Source organism: Thermofilum sp., assembly GCA_038741495.1.
Taxonomy (GTDB): Archaea; Thermoproteota; Thermoprotei; order Thermofilales; family Thermofilaceae; genus Thermofilum.
In genome coordinates, this window is sequence record JAVYKX010000001.1 from 1 (window position 1) to 15,360 (window position 15,360).

General features: G+C 52.0%; 17 protein-coding genes and 1 tRNA gene. 9 read left to right on the forward strand and 9 right to left on the reverse strand.

The window, feature by feature from the left end; genetic code table 11:
• The coding region (gene thsB / locus QXU72_00005; protein MEM0493638.1) for a thermosome subunit beta at positions 1 to 990 on the reverse strand (990 nt) is incomplete at its 3' end.
• Positions 991 to 1,041: 51 nt separating this feature from the next.
• Positions 1,042 to 1,479, reverse strand: coding sequence for a signal peptidase I (locus QXU72_00010; protein ID MEM0493639.1), 438 nt, complete (start codon positions 1,477 to 1,479; stop codon positions 1,042 to 1,044).
• Positions 1,480 to 1,715: 236 nt separating this feature from the next.
• On the opposite strand from QXU72_00010, the gene QXU72_00015 reads away from it, so the two are divergent.
• From QXU72_00015 to QXU72_00030, 4 genes are all read left to right on the forward strand, one after another.
• Positions 1,716 to 2,162, forward strand: a complete 447-nt coding sequence (locus QXU72_00015) for a TATA-box-binding protein (protein ID MEM0493640.1) — start codon at positions 1,716 to 1,718, stop codon at positions 2,160 to 2,162.
• A 58-nt stretch (positions 2,163 to 2,220) separates the two neighbouring features.
• Entirely contained in the window at positions 2,221 to 2,703 is a 483-nt protein-coding gene (rimI, locus tag QXU72_00020) for a ribosomal protein S18-alanine N-acetyltransferase (protein ID MEM0493641.1), read from the forward strand.
• A gap of 48 nt (positions 2,704 to 2,751) precedes the next feature.
• A complete protein-coding gene (locus QXU72_00025) occupies positions 2,752 to 2,907 on the forward strand; it encodes a 50S ribosomal protein L40e (protein MEM0493642.1) in 156 nt (51 codons plus the stop codon).
• A 161-nt stretch (positions 2,908 to 3,068) separates the two neighbouring features.
• The gene (locus QXU72_00030) at positions 3,069 to 5,579 is read left to right on the forward strand and encodes a DNA-directed DNA polymerase I (protein MEM0493643.1); all 2,511 of its coding nucleotides are present in this window, start codon (positions 3,069 to 3,071) and stop codon (positions 5,577 to 5,579) included.
• Here QXU72_00030 and QXU72_00035 read toward each other — a convergent pair.
• Both QXU72_00035 and QXU72_00040 read right to left on the reverse strand, forming a co-directional pair.
• Entirely contained in the window at positions 5,576 to 5,887 is a 312-nt protein-coding gene (locus QXU72_00035; GenBank protein MEM0493644.1) for a hypothetical protein, read from the reverse strand. The genes QXU72_00030 and QXU72_00035 overlap by 4 nt on opposite strands.
• 41 nt (positions 5,888 to 5,928) lie before the next feature.
• Positions 5,929 to 6,297, reverse strand: coding sequence for a hypothetical protein (locus QXU72_00040; protein ID MEM0493645.1), 369 nt, complete (start codon positions 6,295 to 6,297; stop codon positions 5,929 to 5,931).
• 161 nt (positions 6,298 to 6,458) lie between these two features.
• Between QXU72_00040 and QXU72_00045 the strand changes: the two genes are divergently transcribed.
• Positions 6,459 to 6,549 (forward strand) — tRNA-Trp (locus QXU72_00045).
• Between the two features lie 90 nt (positions 6,550 to 6,639).
• On the opposite strand, the gene QXU72_00050 is transcribed toward QXU72_00045, so the two are convergent.
• From QXU72_00050 to QXU72_00065, 4 genes are all read right to left on the reverse strand, one after another.
• Positions 6,640 to 7,167: a DUF1947 domain-containing protein gene (locus QXU72_00050; GenBank protein ID MEM0493646.1), complete on the reverse strand. Its 528-nt coding sequence runs from the start codon at positions 7,165 to 7,167 to the stop codon at positions 6,640 to 6,642.
• Positions 7,082 to 7,675: a hypothetical protein gene (locus QXU72_00055; GenBank protein ID MEM0493647.1), complete on the reverse strand. Its 594-nt coding sequence runs from the start codon at positions 7,673 to 7,675 to the stop codon at positions 7,082 to 7,084. The genes QXU72_00050 and QXU72_00055 overlap by 86 nt, the downstream gene beginning before the upstream one ends.
• Before the next feature lie 42 nt (positions 7,676 to 7,717).
• The gene (locus tag QXU72_00060; GenBank protein MEM0493648.1) at positions 7,718 to 9,637 is read right to left on the reverse strand and encodes a beta-CASP ribonuclease aCPSF1; all 1,920 of its coding nucleotides are present in this window, start codon (positions 9,635 to 9,637) and stop codon (positions 7,718 to 7,720) included.
• A gap of 69 nt (positions 9,638 to 9,706) precedes the next feature.
• Positions 9,707 to 10,303: a proteasome subunit beta gene (locus tag QXU72_00065; protein MEM0493649.1), complete on the reverse strand. Its 597-nt coding sequence runs from the start codon at positions 10,301 to 10,303 to the stop codon at positions 9,707 to 9,709.
• 246 nt (positions 10,304 to 10,549) lie between these two features.
• Between QXU72_00065 and QXU72_00070 the strand changes: the two genes are divergently transcribed.
• Positions 10,550 to 11,020, forward strand: a complete 471-nt coding sequence (locus QXU72_00070) for a UPF0179 family protein (GenBank protein ID MEM0493650.1) — start codon at positions 10,550 to 10,552, stop codon at positions 11,018 to 11,020.
• Here the strand turns inward: QXU72_00070 and QXU72_00075 are convergent.
• On the reverse strand, positions 10,989 to 11,750 hold the full coding sequence (locus QXU72_00075) for a peptidylprolyl isomerase (protein ID MEM0493651.1): 762 nt from the start codon (positions 11,748 to 11,750) through the stop codon (positions 10,989 to 10,991). The two genes, QXU72_00070 and QXU72_00075, sit on opposite strands and share 32 nt — an antisense overlap.
• A 140-nt stretch (positions 11,751 to 11,890) precedes the next feature.
• Here QXU72_00075 and QXU72_00080 point away from each other — a divergent pair, with 140 nt between their 5' ends.
• Genes QXU72_00080 through fen form a run of 3 tightly spaced genes read left to right on the forward strand, consistent with a single transcriptional unit; the run spans position 11,891 to position 15,360 of the window.
• Positions 11,891 to 14,086 carry a CDC48 family AAA ATPase gene (locus tag QXU72_00080; protein MEM0493652.1) on the forward strand — a complete coding sequence of 732 codons (2,196 nt, stop codon included), beginning with the start codon at positions 11,891 to 11,893 and terminating at the stop codon, positions 14,084 to 14,086.
• A gap of 5 nt (positions 14,087 to 14,091) precedes the next feature.
• Positions 14,092 to 14,316, forward strand: a complete 225-nt coding sequence (locus QXU72_00085) for a hypothetical protein (protein ID MEM0493653.1) — start codon at positions 14,092 to 14,094, stop codon at positions 14,314 to 14,316.
• Between the two features lie 6 nt (positions 14,317 to 14,322).
• Positions 14,323 to 15,360, forward strand: coding sequence for a flap endonuclease-1 (fen, locus tag QXU72_00090; protein MEM0493654.1), 1,038 nt, complete (start codon positions 14,323 to 14,325; stop codon positions 15,358 to 15,360).

A 15,360-nucleotide genomic window follows, 5' to 3' on the forward strand; every position in this document is an offset into this window, starting at 1 on the left:
CAACTTCTCCATATCACTCTTCTTCACCCTCCTCACAGCCAAAATCCCAGCCTTCGCCAAGTAGTACTGAGCCACATCATCAATACCCTTCTGGCAGAACACCACAGTAGCACCAGCCTCCTTAATCTTCTCGATCTTCCTCCTCAAGATCTCTGTTTCCTCGTCTAGGAAGAGCTTGAGCTGATCAGGTGAAGTGATGTTAATCTTGGCTGTCCACTCAGGCTTTTCGATCTCCAGCGGGGCGTCAAGCAGAGCAATCTTCGCGTTCTCAACACGCTTAGGCATCGCGGGGTGCACAACCTCCTTGTCCAGGACAATTCCATGGACGAGAACCGTATCGAGGAGGCTTTCGCCTCTCTTCTTCTCGACCTTTATATCATCTAGGCTTACGTCATACTTACCGTCCTTCTTGGTAGCTACCTGCAGTGCCGCGTCGACAACCAGCTTCGCAAGATAATCCTTAAACTCGGCAACAACTTTGCTGGAAAGCGCCGTTTTAGCGACATTCTCAAGGATGTTTCTGTCGAGAGGATCAACCTTTTCAGCAATCGCGTCTACTGTGTTGAGAGCTTCGACGAGTGCTTTCTCAAAACCCTCAGTAATTATGCTCGGGTGAATATCCTGCTCGATAAGCTCCCCAGCATGAGTAAGCAGTAAGCCAGCCAAGACGACGACAGTGGTAGTACCGTCACCCACTTCATCGTCTTGCGCTTTGGCGACTTCTACGAGCATCTTAGCAGCGGGGTGCTGAACCTCCATCTCTTTCAGAATAGTTGCTCCGTCACCGGTGATCGTCGCATTCCCGAATGAGTCGACGAGTAGCTTATCCATTCCCCGTGGACCTAGCGAGCTTGCAAGAGCTTCAGCTATCACCCGTGCAGCGTAGATGTTCGCTCTGCGGGCATCTCGCCCAGTAGTTCTCTGGGTTCCCTCCTTAAGTATGAGGACGGGGATCTGGGAAACCGGCTGAGACATATCCGTTCGAGCCAACCAAATTATCGCTTCTATAAATTTTTTTCTCTGGGGCTCTCTCGCCGCTCTCTACGGCAGCTGAATGGGCAGGAGTAGCCTAAAAGCCCCTACGTACGGTACTACCACCGCAGCTTTCCCCACCATCTCCTCAGGCTTTGGCTGGTAGCTGTCCTCGTAAGCATTGGCATCGCCTTTCATCACGTAAGATCCGGCTAGAGTTTCGCCAAGCACCCTGTGGACAATGATTGTTCCCTGCTGGCTTCTGTAGAGTGCTATGTCGCCCGGAAGGTACTTGTCCTTTTTCACCACCACGACAATGTCTCCCACGTGGAGTGTAGGCTCCATAGACCAGCTCGACACGACGGCTAGCGGTACGATGTTCCACTGCTTCATCAAAGGTGCGAGCACTATTGCTGCTAGCAAAAGGATAGCTAGGGTCGCTATGAAGGGTAAAATGTCACTGCTGGGTTCACTTTTCGTGCGGAGCCGTTTTTCACCGTGTCCCACGCGGTGGCGGTAACGCGCCGAAACATATACTTCTCGCTAATGGGCACTAAGCATTTATAGGGCTTTAAATAACCCCTTTAAAAGAGGGGTGGGAGCATCGCCCGAGAACCTGTGTACGAGATACAGAACGTTGTGGCATCCGTTACCTTGAATCAGCGTTTAGACCTTGAAAAAATTGCTGAGAAAATCCCCCATGCCGAGTATAGCCCGGAACATCCCGGATCTCCGGATCCGGGATCCGAGAGTTTCCGGGGCTCGTGCTGAGGCTCACCAGGCCTAAGACTGCTACGCTAATATTCTCTAGTGGGAAGATGGTTTGTACTGGTGCTAAGTCAGAGGCAGAAGTCTACAAAGCCGTAAAAAGTATAGTTAAGCTATTGAAGCAGTACGGGATAGACATAAGGAACGAGCCGATAATAGAGATTCAGAACATTGTTGCCAGCGCTAACCTGAGAGCGAGCGTGGACCTAGAGAAAGCGGCATTCATGCTCGAGAACGCGATGTACGAGCCCGAGCAGTTCCCAGGTCTTATATACAGGATGAGAGAGCCTAAAGTCGTGTTGCTGATATTCTCCAGCGGCAAGGTGGTCTGCACTGGTGCAAAGAAGGAGGAAGAGGTTCGAGAGGCCGTCATGAAGGTATACAATACTCTGAAGGAGTACGGGGTGCTTCTTGAAGAGTAATCGGCGCGAAATTGTAATAATCCTTTATGTGGGAGCTTCAGTAGCTCGAGCTTGAGAGGTGATAGTTATCACGTTCATCGTGAGAGAAGCTCAGCGGGAGGATCTCTCCAAAGTAATTAAGATCAACAGGGAGGTTTTGCCGGAGAACTACCCACCTTTCTACTTCGAACTTCACCTGAACCAGTTCGGCAAAGCTTTCCTGGTCGCAGAAGAGAACGGTGAAGTGCTAGGCTACATCATGTGCAGAGTTGAGTACGATAACCTGTACACAAACCCGAGCAAGGTAGGGAAAAGAGGACACATAATCTCTTTAGCCGTGGTAGAGAGTGCGAGACGCCGGGGGATCGGCACTGCGCTGATGATCGAGGCTATGGAGAGTATGAAGAAGTTTTACGGCGCTGAGGAGTACTACTTAGAGGTAAGAGTCAGCAACGAGCCAGCGATTCGCCTATACAAGAAGCTCGGCTACAGCGTGATCAAGGTCATTCCCAACTACTACCTTGACGGCGAGGACGCCTACTTGATGGCTAGGCCTGCGTAATGCATAAAGAATTTATTATCCGCTACTCTTCAAGAGCTCCGAGGAGCTATGCCTATAAGGGACTCTGAGAAGCTTCAGCTCGCTCTAGACCACCACTTCCGGGTAAAGATTTGCAGGAGGTGTAATGCCCGCAACCCTTGGGATGCTGAGCGCTGCAGAAGGTGCAAGAGCAGAGACCTGCGGCCGAAAAGGTATAAGAAGTAACTGATGATCTTCTACCCACTCTACTCCGGCGAGCCCGGCCAGAAGTTGACCGCTGCTGGCACTCGCTTCTCACCCAGCCTATGTAGCGATTTTATCGTGAAAGATATGTGAAAATGCGGGCACATGTAGAGGTGGTAGGGCTAAGACTCAGGTGAGGGATCGTGCTCTATCTCTTATCGGTAAAGTACGATGGCAGGAGCGGCAAAACTAAGATGGTGTTCTACGATGATGAGAAAGAAACTCTAGTCGAGATACTTGACCGGTCTAACCACAAACCCTACCTTCTCACGGACCTCAGCCCGGAGGAGGTTGTTCAGAGGTATCCTGAGGTCGTACGTCATCGGGGTTTTTTCAGAATAGATATCGTAGAGAAGTACGATGCTCTCGAGGATAGACTCGTCTTAATGAGCAAGATCGAAGCGCAGGATCCCTTATCTATCGGAGGCTCTCCGCATAGCATTAGAGAGATTCTTAAGGGCCACGCTTGGGAGGCGAAGATTAAGTATCACCACTGCTACATTTACGATAGGAGCTTAATCCCCGGAATGCCTTACGAGATAGTTGACGGCGAACTTAAGCTTGTGAGAAAGCACGCTGACGAAAACCTGGCCCGGATCATCGAAGAGCTTTACTCGAAAGATAAAGTCTTGGCAGCAGAAGCGCTTGAGTGGGCTGAGGTGCTAAGTGCTCCTGTGCCGCGTATTAAGCGTGTGGCTGTAGACATAGAGGTTGAGTCTCCTAGGGACAGAGTCCCCAACGCCCAGGAAGCTAACTACAGGGTTATTGCTTTCTCGTACTGCGCGTCGGATGGACGGAAGGGTGTTTTTCTCCTGAAAAGAGAGGAAGGCTTGCAAGAAGAGGTGAAGGTAGATGGCGAAGTGGTTTTCTTCGATGACGAGAAGAGTCTTATTGAAGCCATTTTCAACCTCTTATCTTCGTATCCTTTAGTGATCACCTTCAATGGCGATAATTTCGACTTACCCTACCTTTACAACAGGGCGCTTAAGCTGGGAGTACCAGAGGAGAAGAACCCTATCGAGTGGTCTCCTAAGATGGAGTATGCAGGGTTGAAAAGGGGTTTACACATAGACTTGTACAAGTTTTTCACTAACCGCTCCATGAGAGTGTATGCCTTCGGAAACAAGTATCGGGAAGGGAGAACTCTAGACGAAATATCCACGGCGCTTCTCGGGAAAGGCAAGGTTCAGAGAGATTCTGCGATCGCTAGCATGAGTTATGGGAAGCTTGCGGAGTATAGCTTGCGAGACGCAGAGCTCACCTACGAGCTCACGGCATTCAACGATGATCTTGTAATCAACTTAATAGTCATGATGATGAGAATTTCTAAGCTTCCAATTGAGGATCTTACACGTCATAATATCTCGGCATGGATAAGAAACATGCTGTATTACGAGCACAGACAGAGGGGATGGCTGATCCCCAACCCTGAAGATATAGTGAGAAAGAAGGGCCAGGTCTCCACGAGAGCTATAATTAAAGGTAAGAAGTACATGGGAGCTATCGTCCTTAACCCCTTGCCGGGGGTTTACTTCAACGTCGTTGTCGTGGATTTCGCGAGCCTGTACCCTAGCGTGATCAAGACATGGAATCTCAGCTACGAGACTGTTAGATGCTCCCACGAGGATTGCAAGAGCAACAGTATACCCGGCACGACTCACTGGGTGTGCCGCCGCCGACGAGGCATGATGTCCAGCATAATCGGCATTCTCAGAGATCTCAGAGTATATGTTTTCAAGCGGCTAGCCAAAACCGCTGGCAGTCGCGAAGAGAGGCAGAAAGCGGAGGTTGTTCAATCCGCTCTGAAGGTTTTCCTCAACGCTAGCTATGGGGTATTCGGAGCCGATAGCTTCCCCCTCTACTGCCCACCTCTAGCAGAGAGCACGGCCGCGCTGGGCCGATACTCGATCCTGCGCACGATGGAGAAGGCAGTCTCGCTAGGTATCCCAGTGGTGTACGGCGACACAGACAGCCTGTTCCTCTGGAGCCCCTCCCCCCAGGCTGTCGAGGAGCTAGTTCAGTCTGTGCTCTCGGAGCTTCAGATCGACTTGAGCGTGGACAAAGAGTACGCGTGGGTGGTTTTCAGCAGGAGGAAGAAAAACTACCTTGGGATGCTGGCCGACGGGCAAGTCGACGTAAAGGGTCTTACCGGAAAGAAGAGGAATACTCCAGACTACGTGAAGGAGATTTTCAGGGAGGTTATCGAAGCTCTCTCCTCAGCCTCCGACGTTGCAGCATTTGAGAAAAGCGTTGACAAGGTTAAAGATATTCTCAGAGATTCGATAGACGATCTAAAGCGGGGGAAAGTTCCTCTTAACCTTCTCGCGTTTAAGGTGGCTCTCACTAAGCCTCTGTCGAGCTACACGAAGACCACACCGCAGCACGTGAAAGCTGCGAGGCTTCTAATCACCCACCTCAAGAAGCTTGGGATCGAGCGATCTATCGAAGTGGGGGATGTGATCAGCTACGTAAAGACGAGTGATAAAATGGGAGTGAAGCCTGTGGAGCTAGCTCGAATAGACGAGGTGGATCACGAGAAGTACATCGAAATAATCAGGACCACTTTGGAGCAGGTGCTCGAAGCGCTGGACATCCGCTTCGAAGAGCTACTGGAGAAATACTCGATTGAGTACTTCGCCGCTGCGCAAAGCTAGCCGAGAGCTGCTAGAATCTTCTTCTTTGCCTCCTCGAAGTCGGGTTCCGTTCCGGCGATAGGGACGCGGGTGAGCACATGCCTTATTGTTCCATCGTCGAATTCCACAAATACCTGGGGTATGTCGGCACCCCCGAGCTCATCTTTCTCTCCGTGCTTCATGAGAAAGATGTAGTCCTCTACTTTCTCCTCGAACCCGATACCCTTCTCGGCTGCTATATCCTGGCAGATTTTTTTGAGTTTGTCGTTGAAAGCTGCCCAAGGAGCTCCAACAAGTATCAGTTTTGTAGCTCGAGCCGTTGCCACCACCGCGGCAAGCAGCAAAGCACGGTAAATAAGCATTTAGCTGCCTAGTCTTCTTCGCGAAGCATATCGCTTATGCTCTTTACCTCCCCACCCTTCTTGTAGACTATTCTCGTCTCTAGCCTTATAGGCATACCTATCTCGTAGAAAACCCAGTACACCGTTTCAGCATTCAGCTTCCCCCTGATCCTGCCCGCGTGTATTAGCGCACCTAACCTCTCCCCCACCTTCTTTGCAGCCTCGCCATACTGCTTGACAGCTCTGTTGAACATCTCTCTCCCGTCATCCGTTAAACTGCTAGTGAACACTGTGAGGAAATCGATCTTCTTCTCCTGCTTCGGAGCGCTCTGTTGCAATGCCCGCCGCTGTAGCTCGAGGAGCATGCGCCGCTTAATAATCTCGATATCCTCGCTCATGCCACGTCACCGATAAAGTGATTAGCAGATACCTAGGAATTAAAATTGCCGGGCGCTCCAGGTCACCGCTCGAGAGGCTACGGAGGCCGCGATGAAAAGCCGGTAACCCGCGCCCGGCACAAGCGAAAAGGATAAACCCCTTCAAAACCAGCTGTTAGGCAGGGCCGGTAGCTCAGCAAGGTAGAGCGGCGGTCGAGCTGGCCGATGCTCCAGACCCGTAGGTCGGGGGTTCAAGTCCCTCCCGGCCCACCAAGCCAGATAGTTCCGTTTTCATGCTCTTTCTACGTAGGCCGAGAGTGTTCACAAGCCAGGGTCTTTTACGTGCCCATCCTAGTCTCCTAACTAGATAGATAGTGTCCAATATTCATCGCCGAGGTAATGAACGTTAGTTATAGCTTTACCTTTCATCATTTGAGGTATATTTTTCGACTCGACGAGCGCTACACCGATAGCTATCGGGCGACCTTTCTCCAGTTCTTTAACCACAACCTTGCCTCCTGTACTAAACTCCCCCTCTATCTTTCTGATACCAGGGGCCATCACGTCAGCCCCGTTGAGTATGCGGGAAACAGCTCCTGTGTCTACGTATACGCTTGGCAACTTGGGGCTCACGCCAGCTTTGTAGATGTAATATAAGGCGGGCAAAAGCCCGTGCACCTTATGTTCTAGCATCGCGGGGACTCCGTCCAGGAAGTACACCGCCTCTATATCGCCTTCGCGTATCTTTGCGACTTCAACCAGGTTGCACTTCTCGATAGCTTCCTTGTAGCTCTCGCCGAGCTCACTAAGCGCCTTCTCCGCTAGCTCTCTCCTGTCCCTCTTGCTGAGACTGTACCTGCTCGTAATCCTCAGCTTCGATTGGTGCGACACGTACTACACCCTCAACGGTGTAGTAGGTGATCACACCCTCCTTATCAACTATCGCCACTACCAGCTCTCTATCGCTCTCCAGAGCTCTCCTGTGCATCTCTTCGAAGTCGGAGAAGCTTATCTTGGATCCTTCGTGAAGTACCCTGACTAGGAATCTTCTTGCGCCGTCTTTCTTCTTCCAGTCTACCAAGAACTCGGATTTGGAGACACCCGGCATAACGACGAGTGCTCTGTTACGCAGATCCGTGTAGACGTTCAGCTTAATCCAGAAGTCAGGATCGTAAGAGCTGCCAACAGACAGAAGGTCTGAGAAGCTTAGCTTGCCTCCTTTCTCATCCTCGACTACAAGCAATCCTCTGTAGGTGAGGTACGCGGCCTCTATTAGGTCGAGCTGCAGCTCTGTCTCGCGAGAAAGTCCGTAGCCTCTCGCCGAGAGAAAGTCTATCGCGCTCTTGTCGGTAACTATAATTTTCTGGCCTCTGATCTTTCCCTGAAAGGGTCCTTGCACCTCGCCCGGAGAGCTGCCTCCTTCAGCATTACTCGAGCTCAGTTATACCACCCTTACACTTTCTGCGTTCTTGGGTGCTATTACCTCAGCTTTAAAGTCGAATTTCTTTCGGAACCACTCGCTCGTCAAGTAGCTTCGGAACTCAGCAATTTTACTACTCTCGCCGTGATTGAGTACCACTAGCCTGGGTGAGGGCTCCATTCGTCTTAAAAAGTTCTCCAACTGCCGCCTATCGCTGTGCCCCGAGAACCCTTCAAGCCTGTAGACCTGCATCTGTAGCTCTACTGTGGCAACGCGCCCTGTGTCTTCAACAAAGGAGAGTTTTCTCAACCCCTGCAAGATCTTTCTACCTAGAGTCCCCTCCGCCTGGTAGCTTACGAAGACGAGGCTGCTATTCGCGTCGCTTGCAAGCAGCCTGAGGTAGTCTAGCACAGGGCCGCCGGTGAGCATGCCTGAGGTTGCCAGAATTATGCTTGGGCGCTTGCTCACCACCTCCTCTCTCTCCTCTCCGCGTATCACGTGTACGTTCTCATACGTGAAGGGGCTCTCACCGCTGTAGACGAGCTTCCTGATCTCTGCGGATAAGTGCTCGGGAAACGCCATGTGCACCGCGGATACTTCGTCCACCATCCCCTCTATGAATATAGGCAGCTGGGGCAGAAGATTCTTCTTCATTAGGTTAATAAGCCCCACCAGGACTTCCTGTGCTCTACCGACTGCCAGAACCGGTATTAGAACAACCCCTCCTTTCTCGGCAGTATCTTTAACTATTTTAGCTAGATCGAGCAGCGAGTCCTCCTCGCTGGGGAGGACATCGTTCTTGCTTCCGTAGGTCGTCTCCATGATCAGTACTTCTGCGCGCGGGAACTTGCTGTGCGCCGGATCGAGGAGTAGAGTTCGTGCATACTTCATATCGCCCGTGTATACTACGTTCACGAGCCCCTCTCCAATGTGTAGGTGCGCCATGGCGGAGCCCAGTATGTGACCAGCTCTGTACAGGGTTAGCCGAACACCTGGAGCGATGTCGGTTACCTCCCCGTATGAGAGCGTGTAAGCGTTGAGAAGCACAGAGTTTACCTCCCGCATGGAGTAGAGTTCGCGCTTCCCCTCTCGGCTGGAGACCTTGATGTAATCCTCGTAGAGGAGCTTGATGAGGTGGAGCGTTGGCTCGGTCATGTACACGGGACCCTTGTAGCCGTACTTGTAGAGAAGGGGTAGGGCACCGCAGTGGTCTAAGTGGGCATGCGTAATAATCACCGCGTCCAGAGAGTCGACATCAAACTCCGGCAGGTCGAAGAGCGGAAGCTCATCTCTCTCGTTTGTCGGCTTGAGCCCAGCATCGAGGAGAATATTGGACTCGGGCGTCTGGACGAGGAGAGCGCTTCTGCCAACTTCCTGGAATGCTCCTAGGGCTACCAACCTGACACGGTCAATCTCAAAAAGCGGCTTCCTGTATATTCTATCTCCCAGCCTGTGCAGAATCTTTTTACGTTCCTCGGAGTTTGCTCTGTACAGGTCGCGAAGATCCTGGATAGTTCTACAGCGCACTGGCAAACTTCGCACAACTTTAGGGTACCAGAGAGTTTCGATGAATATCTCCTGAACCAGCGCTGGGTCAAGTTTCTCAGGTGCTAGGACTTCTATCTCAACTTCTCCCGTCACTTCGTTGAAGTGTATATCTCGTAGGCCGACCTCGCTAGGTATCTTCTGCTTGATGATTTCCCTCGTCTCTTTCTCCTCCCTTCTCAGCTCAGGATCTCCTCTGACGACCAGTCTCTTCTTTATGGCCTTGGCTATCTTCTTCACCAGCTCGCCATCGTTTTCCAGGAAAACCCTGGGGTTTCGAGTGTAGATGACTACTTTGGCTCCTTCGAAGTCTACTCCCACTATGCCAGCAGTGGGAGGGACGTTGCTAAAGATACCTTCACGTACTTCCTTGACTGCCTCCCAGATATCCTCCAACCTTGACACCTCAGAAAAGTGCTGATGAACTGCGAGTTTGCGAGTAGTTGCGTGGTAATATATCTTGCCTTATCTCTGAGTAAAGTACCTTATCCCTTCACTGCTTACTACTGCTATGTCCACTCCTTCACCACTACCAGGGTCTCTCGATAGCGCCGCTCGCACCGCTTTCGCAGCAAGCTCGACAGCTTCTTCGACGGAAATATTCTCGCGGTAACCGCTCTCGAGAACAGATATCGCGAAGGGGGAGCCAGAGCCTGAAGCGGTGAATTTCTCCCGGGTTACAGAGCCTAAAAGGTCAACTAAGTACAGAGATGGACCCTCGCTGTCAACACCGCCCACGAGCATCTCTACGGCCAGAATTGGTCTATAGCTGAAGAGAATCAGAGACGCTAGGTTCGCGATGCTCCTAATAGGCATGGGCTCACCCAGCACCGTGCTGTAGTACCGTGCTTCGGCTCGCAGCCGATCAACAAGCTGCTGGGCATCACCAACCGTGCCAGCTATCGTCACGGCTGCATGTCTATCCACTTCGAGTATCTTTCTCACATCCTTGCTCGCTATGTAGTACCCGCTTGTTGCTCTCTTGTCGGCAGCCAAAACTACGAAGCTAGGTCCCGCTAGCCCGATTGTTGTAGTACCTTTAAAGGGCTCAAATCTCTGCATAGCTGTTCTACGGATCGAATTGGGGGATGGGTGGATAAATACGCACTGCTGTACCGGGTTCCCCCCTGCTCTGCCGACCTCATGCTCTTCGCGGTTTTTCGGCGGCTCTAGCCGATGCTTCTGCACGCTTATTGAAAATTTTTCGAAGCTCTGGGCCTAACCTTTAATTTAAGCGTTAATTGATGGGCTAGACCTCGATAATACCAAATCATTTTAACTTCTTTCGCACTTATCAGCGTGGGCAGGATGGGTAGAAGGGCTCTCTCAATGGTCACAGAGCCTTTCGCGCGTAAAGGAGCTGTGTTTCAGCCCCTGCTCACCGGGAAATGTCTCTCATGTCAATTCTTCAATGTTTGCATAGGAACGATGCGTCCTTTAGTTAGCTACCGGGTTGTAGAGGTGAGAAAGCACTTCAACCTATGCCCTGCTCTCTCAGAGAGACTCCAGGTGGTTCTCGTGGAGGAGCTCCCCGTGAGGCTCGTCGTAGAGATCCCTTTTGTAGCTCCCGGCGCGGTAATCCAGTACAGGAAGCCGAACTGCCCCGATATTCCAGCCTGCGACACTGTAAGCGTTGGTGATGGGGAGAGAATAAGGCTTCTACAGGGCCTGCAGAGGATTCGCGAGAGATTGTGGCTTGTTGAAGCAGAGCTACTCGACCCTCCCTCTCCACGGCTCTGGCTACTCGCTAAGCAGAAGCTTCTCCGCCGCTCGAGCTAGCTTTCTCACTCTGGGACTGCGCTGCCTGAGCTTCATCTTCAGCCTTCCCGATCCTCTCCTCCTCTACTAGGCGGATGACTGTTATCCCGCTGAAGTATTTTTCAAGGTCCCTGATGAATCCGCTTAACAGGATGTGAGCGTTGCTGTAAGCAAAAATGGCTAGAGGAACCTTAATTTCCGCAGTATTGCCCTGCAAGCTTACCGATACCCGCTCGCGGGGTAATCCCCGGAACCATCTCCGCAACAGTTCTACTATCTTCTCGGAATCTTCGCGAAGTACCTTCCTAACTGCAAGCTTAGCTTTCACTTTCTTTCCTGCGTAAGGGTTGTTGAAGTCCACTGTTACTCTCCCAGCCCCCACCCTGATTATGCGTCCGCGTCGCCCCTCAATCTCAATCTCTTCTCCTACTCTCGGCACCACGCCTCTGCTGCTCAGCTCCTTAGCTGGGAGAATTATTACGTTTCTCGGATCTCTTTCTCCGAAGGCGTCACGCGGCTCGAGCACAATCTCCCTAGCTTCACCCTCTTTCATGCCGCTGAGAGCCTCCTCTATCGCTTGGAGCAATCTTCCCTCACCGAGTATTACCAGCTCAGGCTCGCTTTCGCCCGCAGCCTCTTCCCCCCTCTCGGAGCTCGTTGTAACGATTACCCTCTCACCGGTCTCTTCGAGCACGCTGAGCGTGTAGTCTACTAAGAGGAAGTCACCCTTCGCAGCGCCTTGCCCGCTCATTTCCGATCGCTTGTGCTTCTCTGACAATTACCTTTTTGTACTTTACTTCGGACGCTTCGCGCACCTGGTAGCGCGGGGGTGAAAGCATACTATTTATAGGAGCTGCAATCTCACAAGAAACAGCGGTTCTGGTGAGGTAGATGTCCAAAGACCACGTTGACGAGATTGAGTTGAAAGTACTGGAGGTTAGGCAGCACGAGGCAGGCAGGGGTAGGGTGCGCATTGATGAAGACGCAATGGAGCTGCTCGGCATAAGCGCCGGGGACGTCGTCGAGATCGAGGGTAAGCGCAAGACGGTTGCGATAGCTTGGCCTGGCTATGCCGAGGACAAGGGAAAGGAAGTTATCCGGATGGATGGCTGGACGAGGAAGAACGCTGGAGTGAGCATCGGCGATAAGGTGAAGGTTAGGAAGGCTGAGGTTAAGCCAGCCATCCTCGTGAGACTAGCACCAGCCTCTATGACTCTCGCTGTGGATGAAAACTTTGTAGCCTACGTGAAGAAAAGGCTTCTCGACCGACCCATAATCGAGGGTGATGTGATTCAAATTCCTGTTCTCGGCCAGGTGATACACTTCAACGTTGTTAGCATTAAGCCTAAGGGCGTAGTGGTAGTTACCGAGAAGACTCAGTTAAAGATTCTCGAAAGGCCGGTTGACCTTGGCAGGATTCCGAGAGTAACTTACGATGATATCGGCGACTTAGAGGAGGCGAAGCAGAAGATTCGGGAGATGGTCGAGCTGCCTCTGCGGCACCCAGAGCTATTCAAGAGGCTGGGCATCGACCCGCCTAAGGGTATTCTGCTCTATGGTCCACCGGGCACGGGTAAGACCCTCCTGGCTAAAGCCGTGGCGAACGAGACTGATGCGTACTTCATCGCCATCAACGGCCCCGAGATTATGAGCAAGTTCTACGGTGAGAGTGAGCAGCGGCTTAGAGAAATTTTCGAGGAAGCTAAGGAGCACGCGCCTGCGATTATCTTTATCGACGAGATTGATGCTATAGCGCCGAAACGTGAAGAAGTAACTGGTGAAGTTGAGAAAAGAGTCGTTGCACAGCTCCTAGCACTCATGGACGGGCTGGAAGCTCGAGGAGATGTGATAGTCATTGGGGCTACCAATAGGCCTAACGCGCTGGACCCCGCCCTGAGGAGGCCCGGGAGGTTCGACCGGGAGATTGAGATCGGGATTCCCGATAAGAGAGGGAGGCTTGAGATCCTGAAGGTGCACACTCGAAGCATGCCTTTAGCCAAAGACGTAGACCTGGAGAAGCTGGCCGAGATAACTCACGGCTACGTAGGAGCAGATCTAGCGGCCCTTTGCCGGGAGGCTGCCATGAAGGCTCTGAGGCGAGTGCTTCCCTTGCTCGACCTCGAGAGAGAGGAGATCCCTCTTGAGGTGCTCGAGACGATAGAGGTCAAGATGGAGGACTTCATGAGTGCATTCAGAGAGATTACCCCGAGTGCTCTCCGCGAGATCGAGGTGGAGGTTCCCACGGTTCGCTGGGACGATATCGGTGGGCTTGAGGATGTGAAGCAGCAGCTTAGAGAAGCGGTCGAGTGGCCGCTCAAACACCCTGAGGCTTACGAGCGCTTGGGCATCGACCCGCCTAAGGGTATTCTGCTCTATGGTCCACCGGGCACGGGTAAGACCCTCCTAGCCAAAGCCGTAGCCACGGAGAGCGAAGCAAACTTTGTCAGCATAAAAGGACCTGAGGTTTACAGCAAGTGGGTTGGCGAAAGCGAGAGAGCTATCAGGGAGCTATTCCGCAAAGCCAGGCAGGTTGCCCCCAGTGTCGTATTCATAGATGAGATAGATGCTCTTGCACCTGTTCGCGGGCTTGTCACAGCTGACTCTGGCGTCACAGAGCGCGTTGTTAGCCAGTTGTTGACGGAGATGGATGGTTTGGAGAGGCTTGAGGGTGTGGTGGTGATTGGTGCGACGAATCGTCCGGATATTTTGGATCCTGCTTTGCTCCGCCCCGGCCGTTTCGACCGCTTAATTTACGTGCCGCCGCCCGACGAGAAAGCTCGCTTCGAGATTTTGAAAGTTCACACGAGGAGAATGCCTCTCGCAGAAGACGTTAACCTCGCAGAACTAGCAAAACGCACAGAAGGCTACACAGGCGCGGACATAGAGCTGCTTGTCAGGGAGGCTGGGCTGCTAGCCCTCAGAGAGAGCATCAACGTCGACAAGGTGTACGCTCGCCACTTCGAGGAAGCTCTCAAAAGGGTTAAACCGTCCCTCACTCCAGATCTCATTAAATTCTACGAGACATGGAACGAGAGATTCAGAAGAGCTGCACGGCCACAGCTCACGGTTTCGGGTTTCTACGTGTGAAATGTATGTGCGAGATCTACTCAGTGATCCTTTACGAGCTGAAGAGAAACGGCGGCTCCATGAACGAGAAAGAGCTCTACGAAGCGGTTGCTAAGCGTCTAGAGGATTTCGAGATCGAGCTGACGCCCAGAGACTTAAACAAAGCTTTACTTGTGTTAGAAGCGCGCGGGTTGATCACAGTTGCCGTGTTAAAAAAGAATATGAGGATGGTTAAGCTACTTTCTGCATGAGGTGCTGTGGGGGTCAACCTCCGGGAGCTAGCAGAGCCTGTCACTACCGAGATACCTTTGGAGCAGCTTTCCGGCCGAGTCGTAGCTCTTGATGCTTATAACATGCTCTACCAGTTTCTAGCTACCATTAGGCAGAAAGACGGAACCCCGCTGATGGACTCTAAAGGAAATATCACAAGCCATCTCAACGGTCTTTTCTACCGGACCGCGAACTTCATCGAGCTCGGGATAAAGGTGGTCTACGTTTTCGATGGAAAACCTCCTGAGCTGAAAGCGAAAGAGCTTGAGAGAAGGTACAGGCTACGTGCCGAAGCAGAGCAAAAGTACTTGGAGGCTCTAGAGCGGGGAGAAGTTGAGGAAGCCCGCATTTACGCTCAGCAGGCTAGCAGGCTCACGACATCTATGGTCGAAGATGCTAAGAAGCTGCTATCATACATGGGAGTGCCGGTGGTTCAAGCCCCCAGCGAGGGAGAAGCGCAAGCAGCCTTCATGACTATTAAGGGTGATGCTTGGGCTGCGGGAAGCCAAGACTACGACTCTCTTCTATTCGGAGGGCGAAGGCTTGTTAGGAACCTCGGGATAACCGGGAAAAGGAAGCTTCCTAGGAAGGATGTCTACGTCGAGGTGAAGCCGGAGCTTATCGAGCTCGAGAAGCTACTCGGCGAGTACGGAATAACGAGAGAGCAGCTAGTCGTGATTGGGATCCTCGTGGGCACTGACTACGCGCCTGAAGGTGTTAAGGGTATCGGTGCTAAGAGAGCCTTGAAGCTTGTCAAGGAGCTGAAAACACCCGATAGAGTTTTCAAAGCTGTGGAGTGGACTCACGATGTACCTCCTGAGAAGATTTTAGAGTGGTTTCTCCATCCGGAGGTCACTAGCGAGTACCGGCTCGAGTGGAGAGAGCCCGATGGAGAGAAGATACACAAGCTCCTCGTTGATGAGCACGACTTCTCTCCTGAAAGAGTTGAGAACGCTGTTCAGCGTTTAGAGAAAGCCTTCAAAACGCACTTCCGTCAGACTTCTCTTGAAAGCTGGTTCACGTAG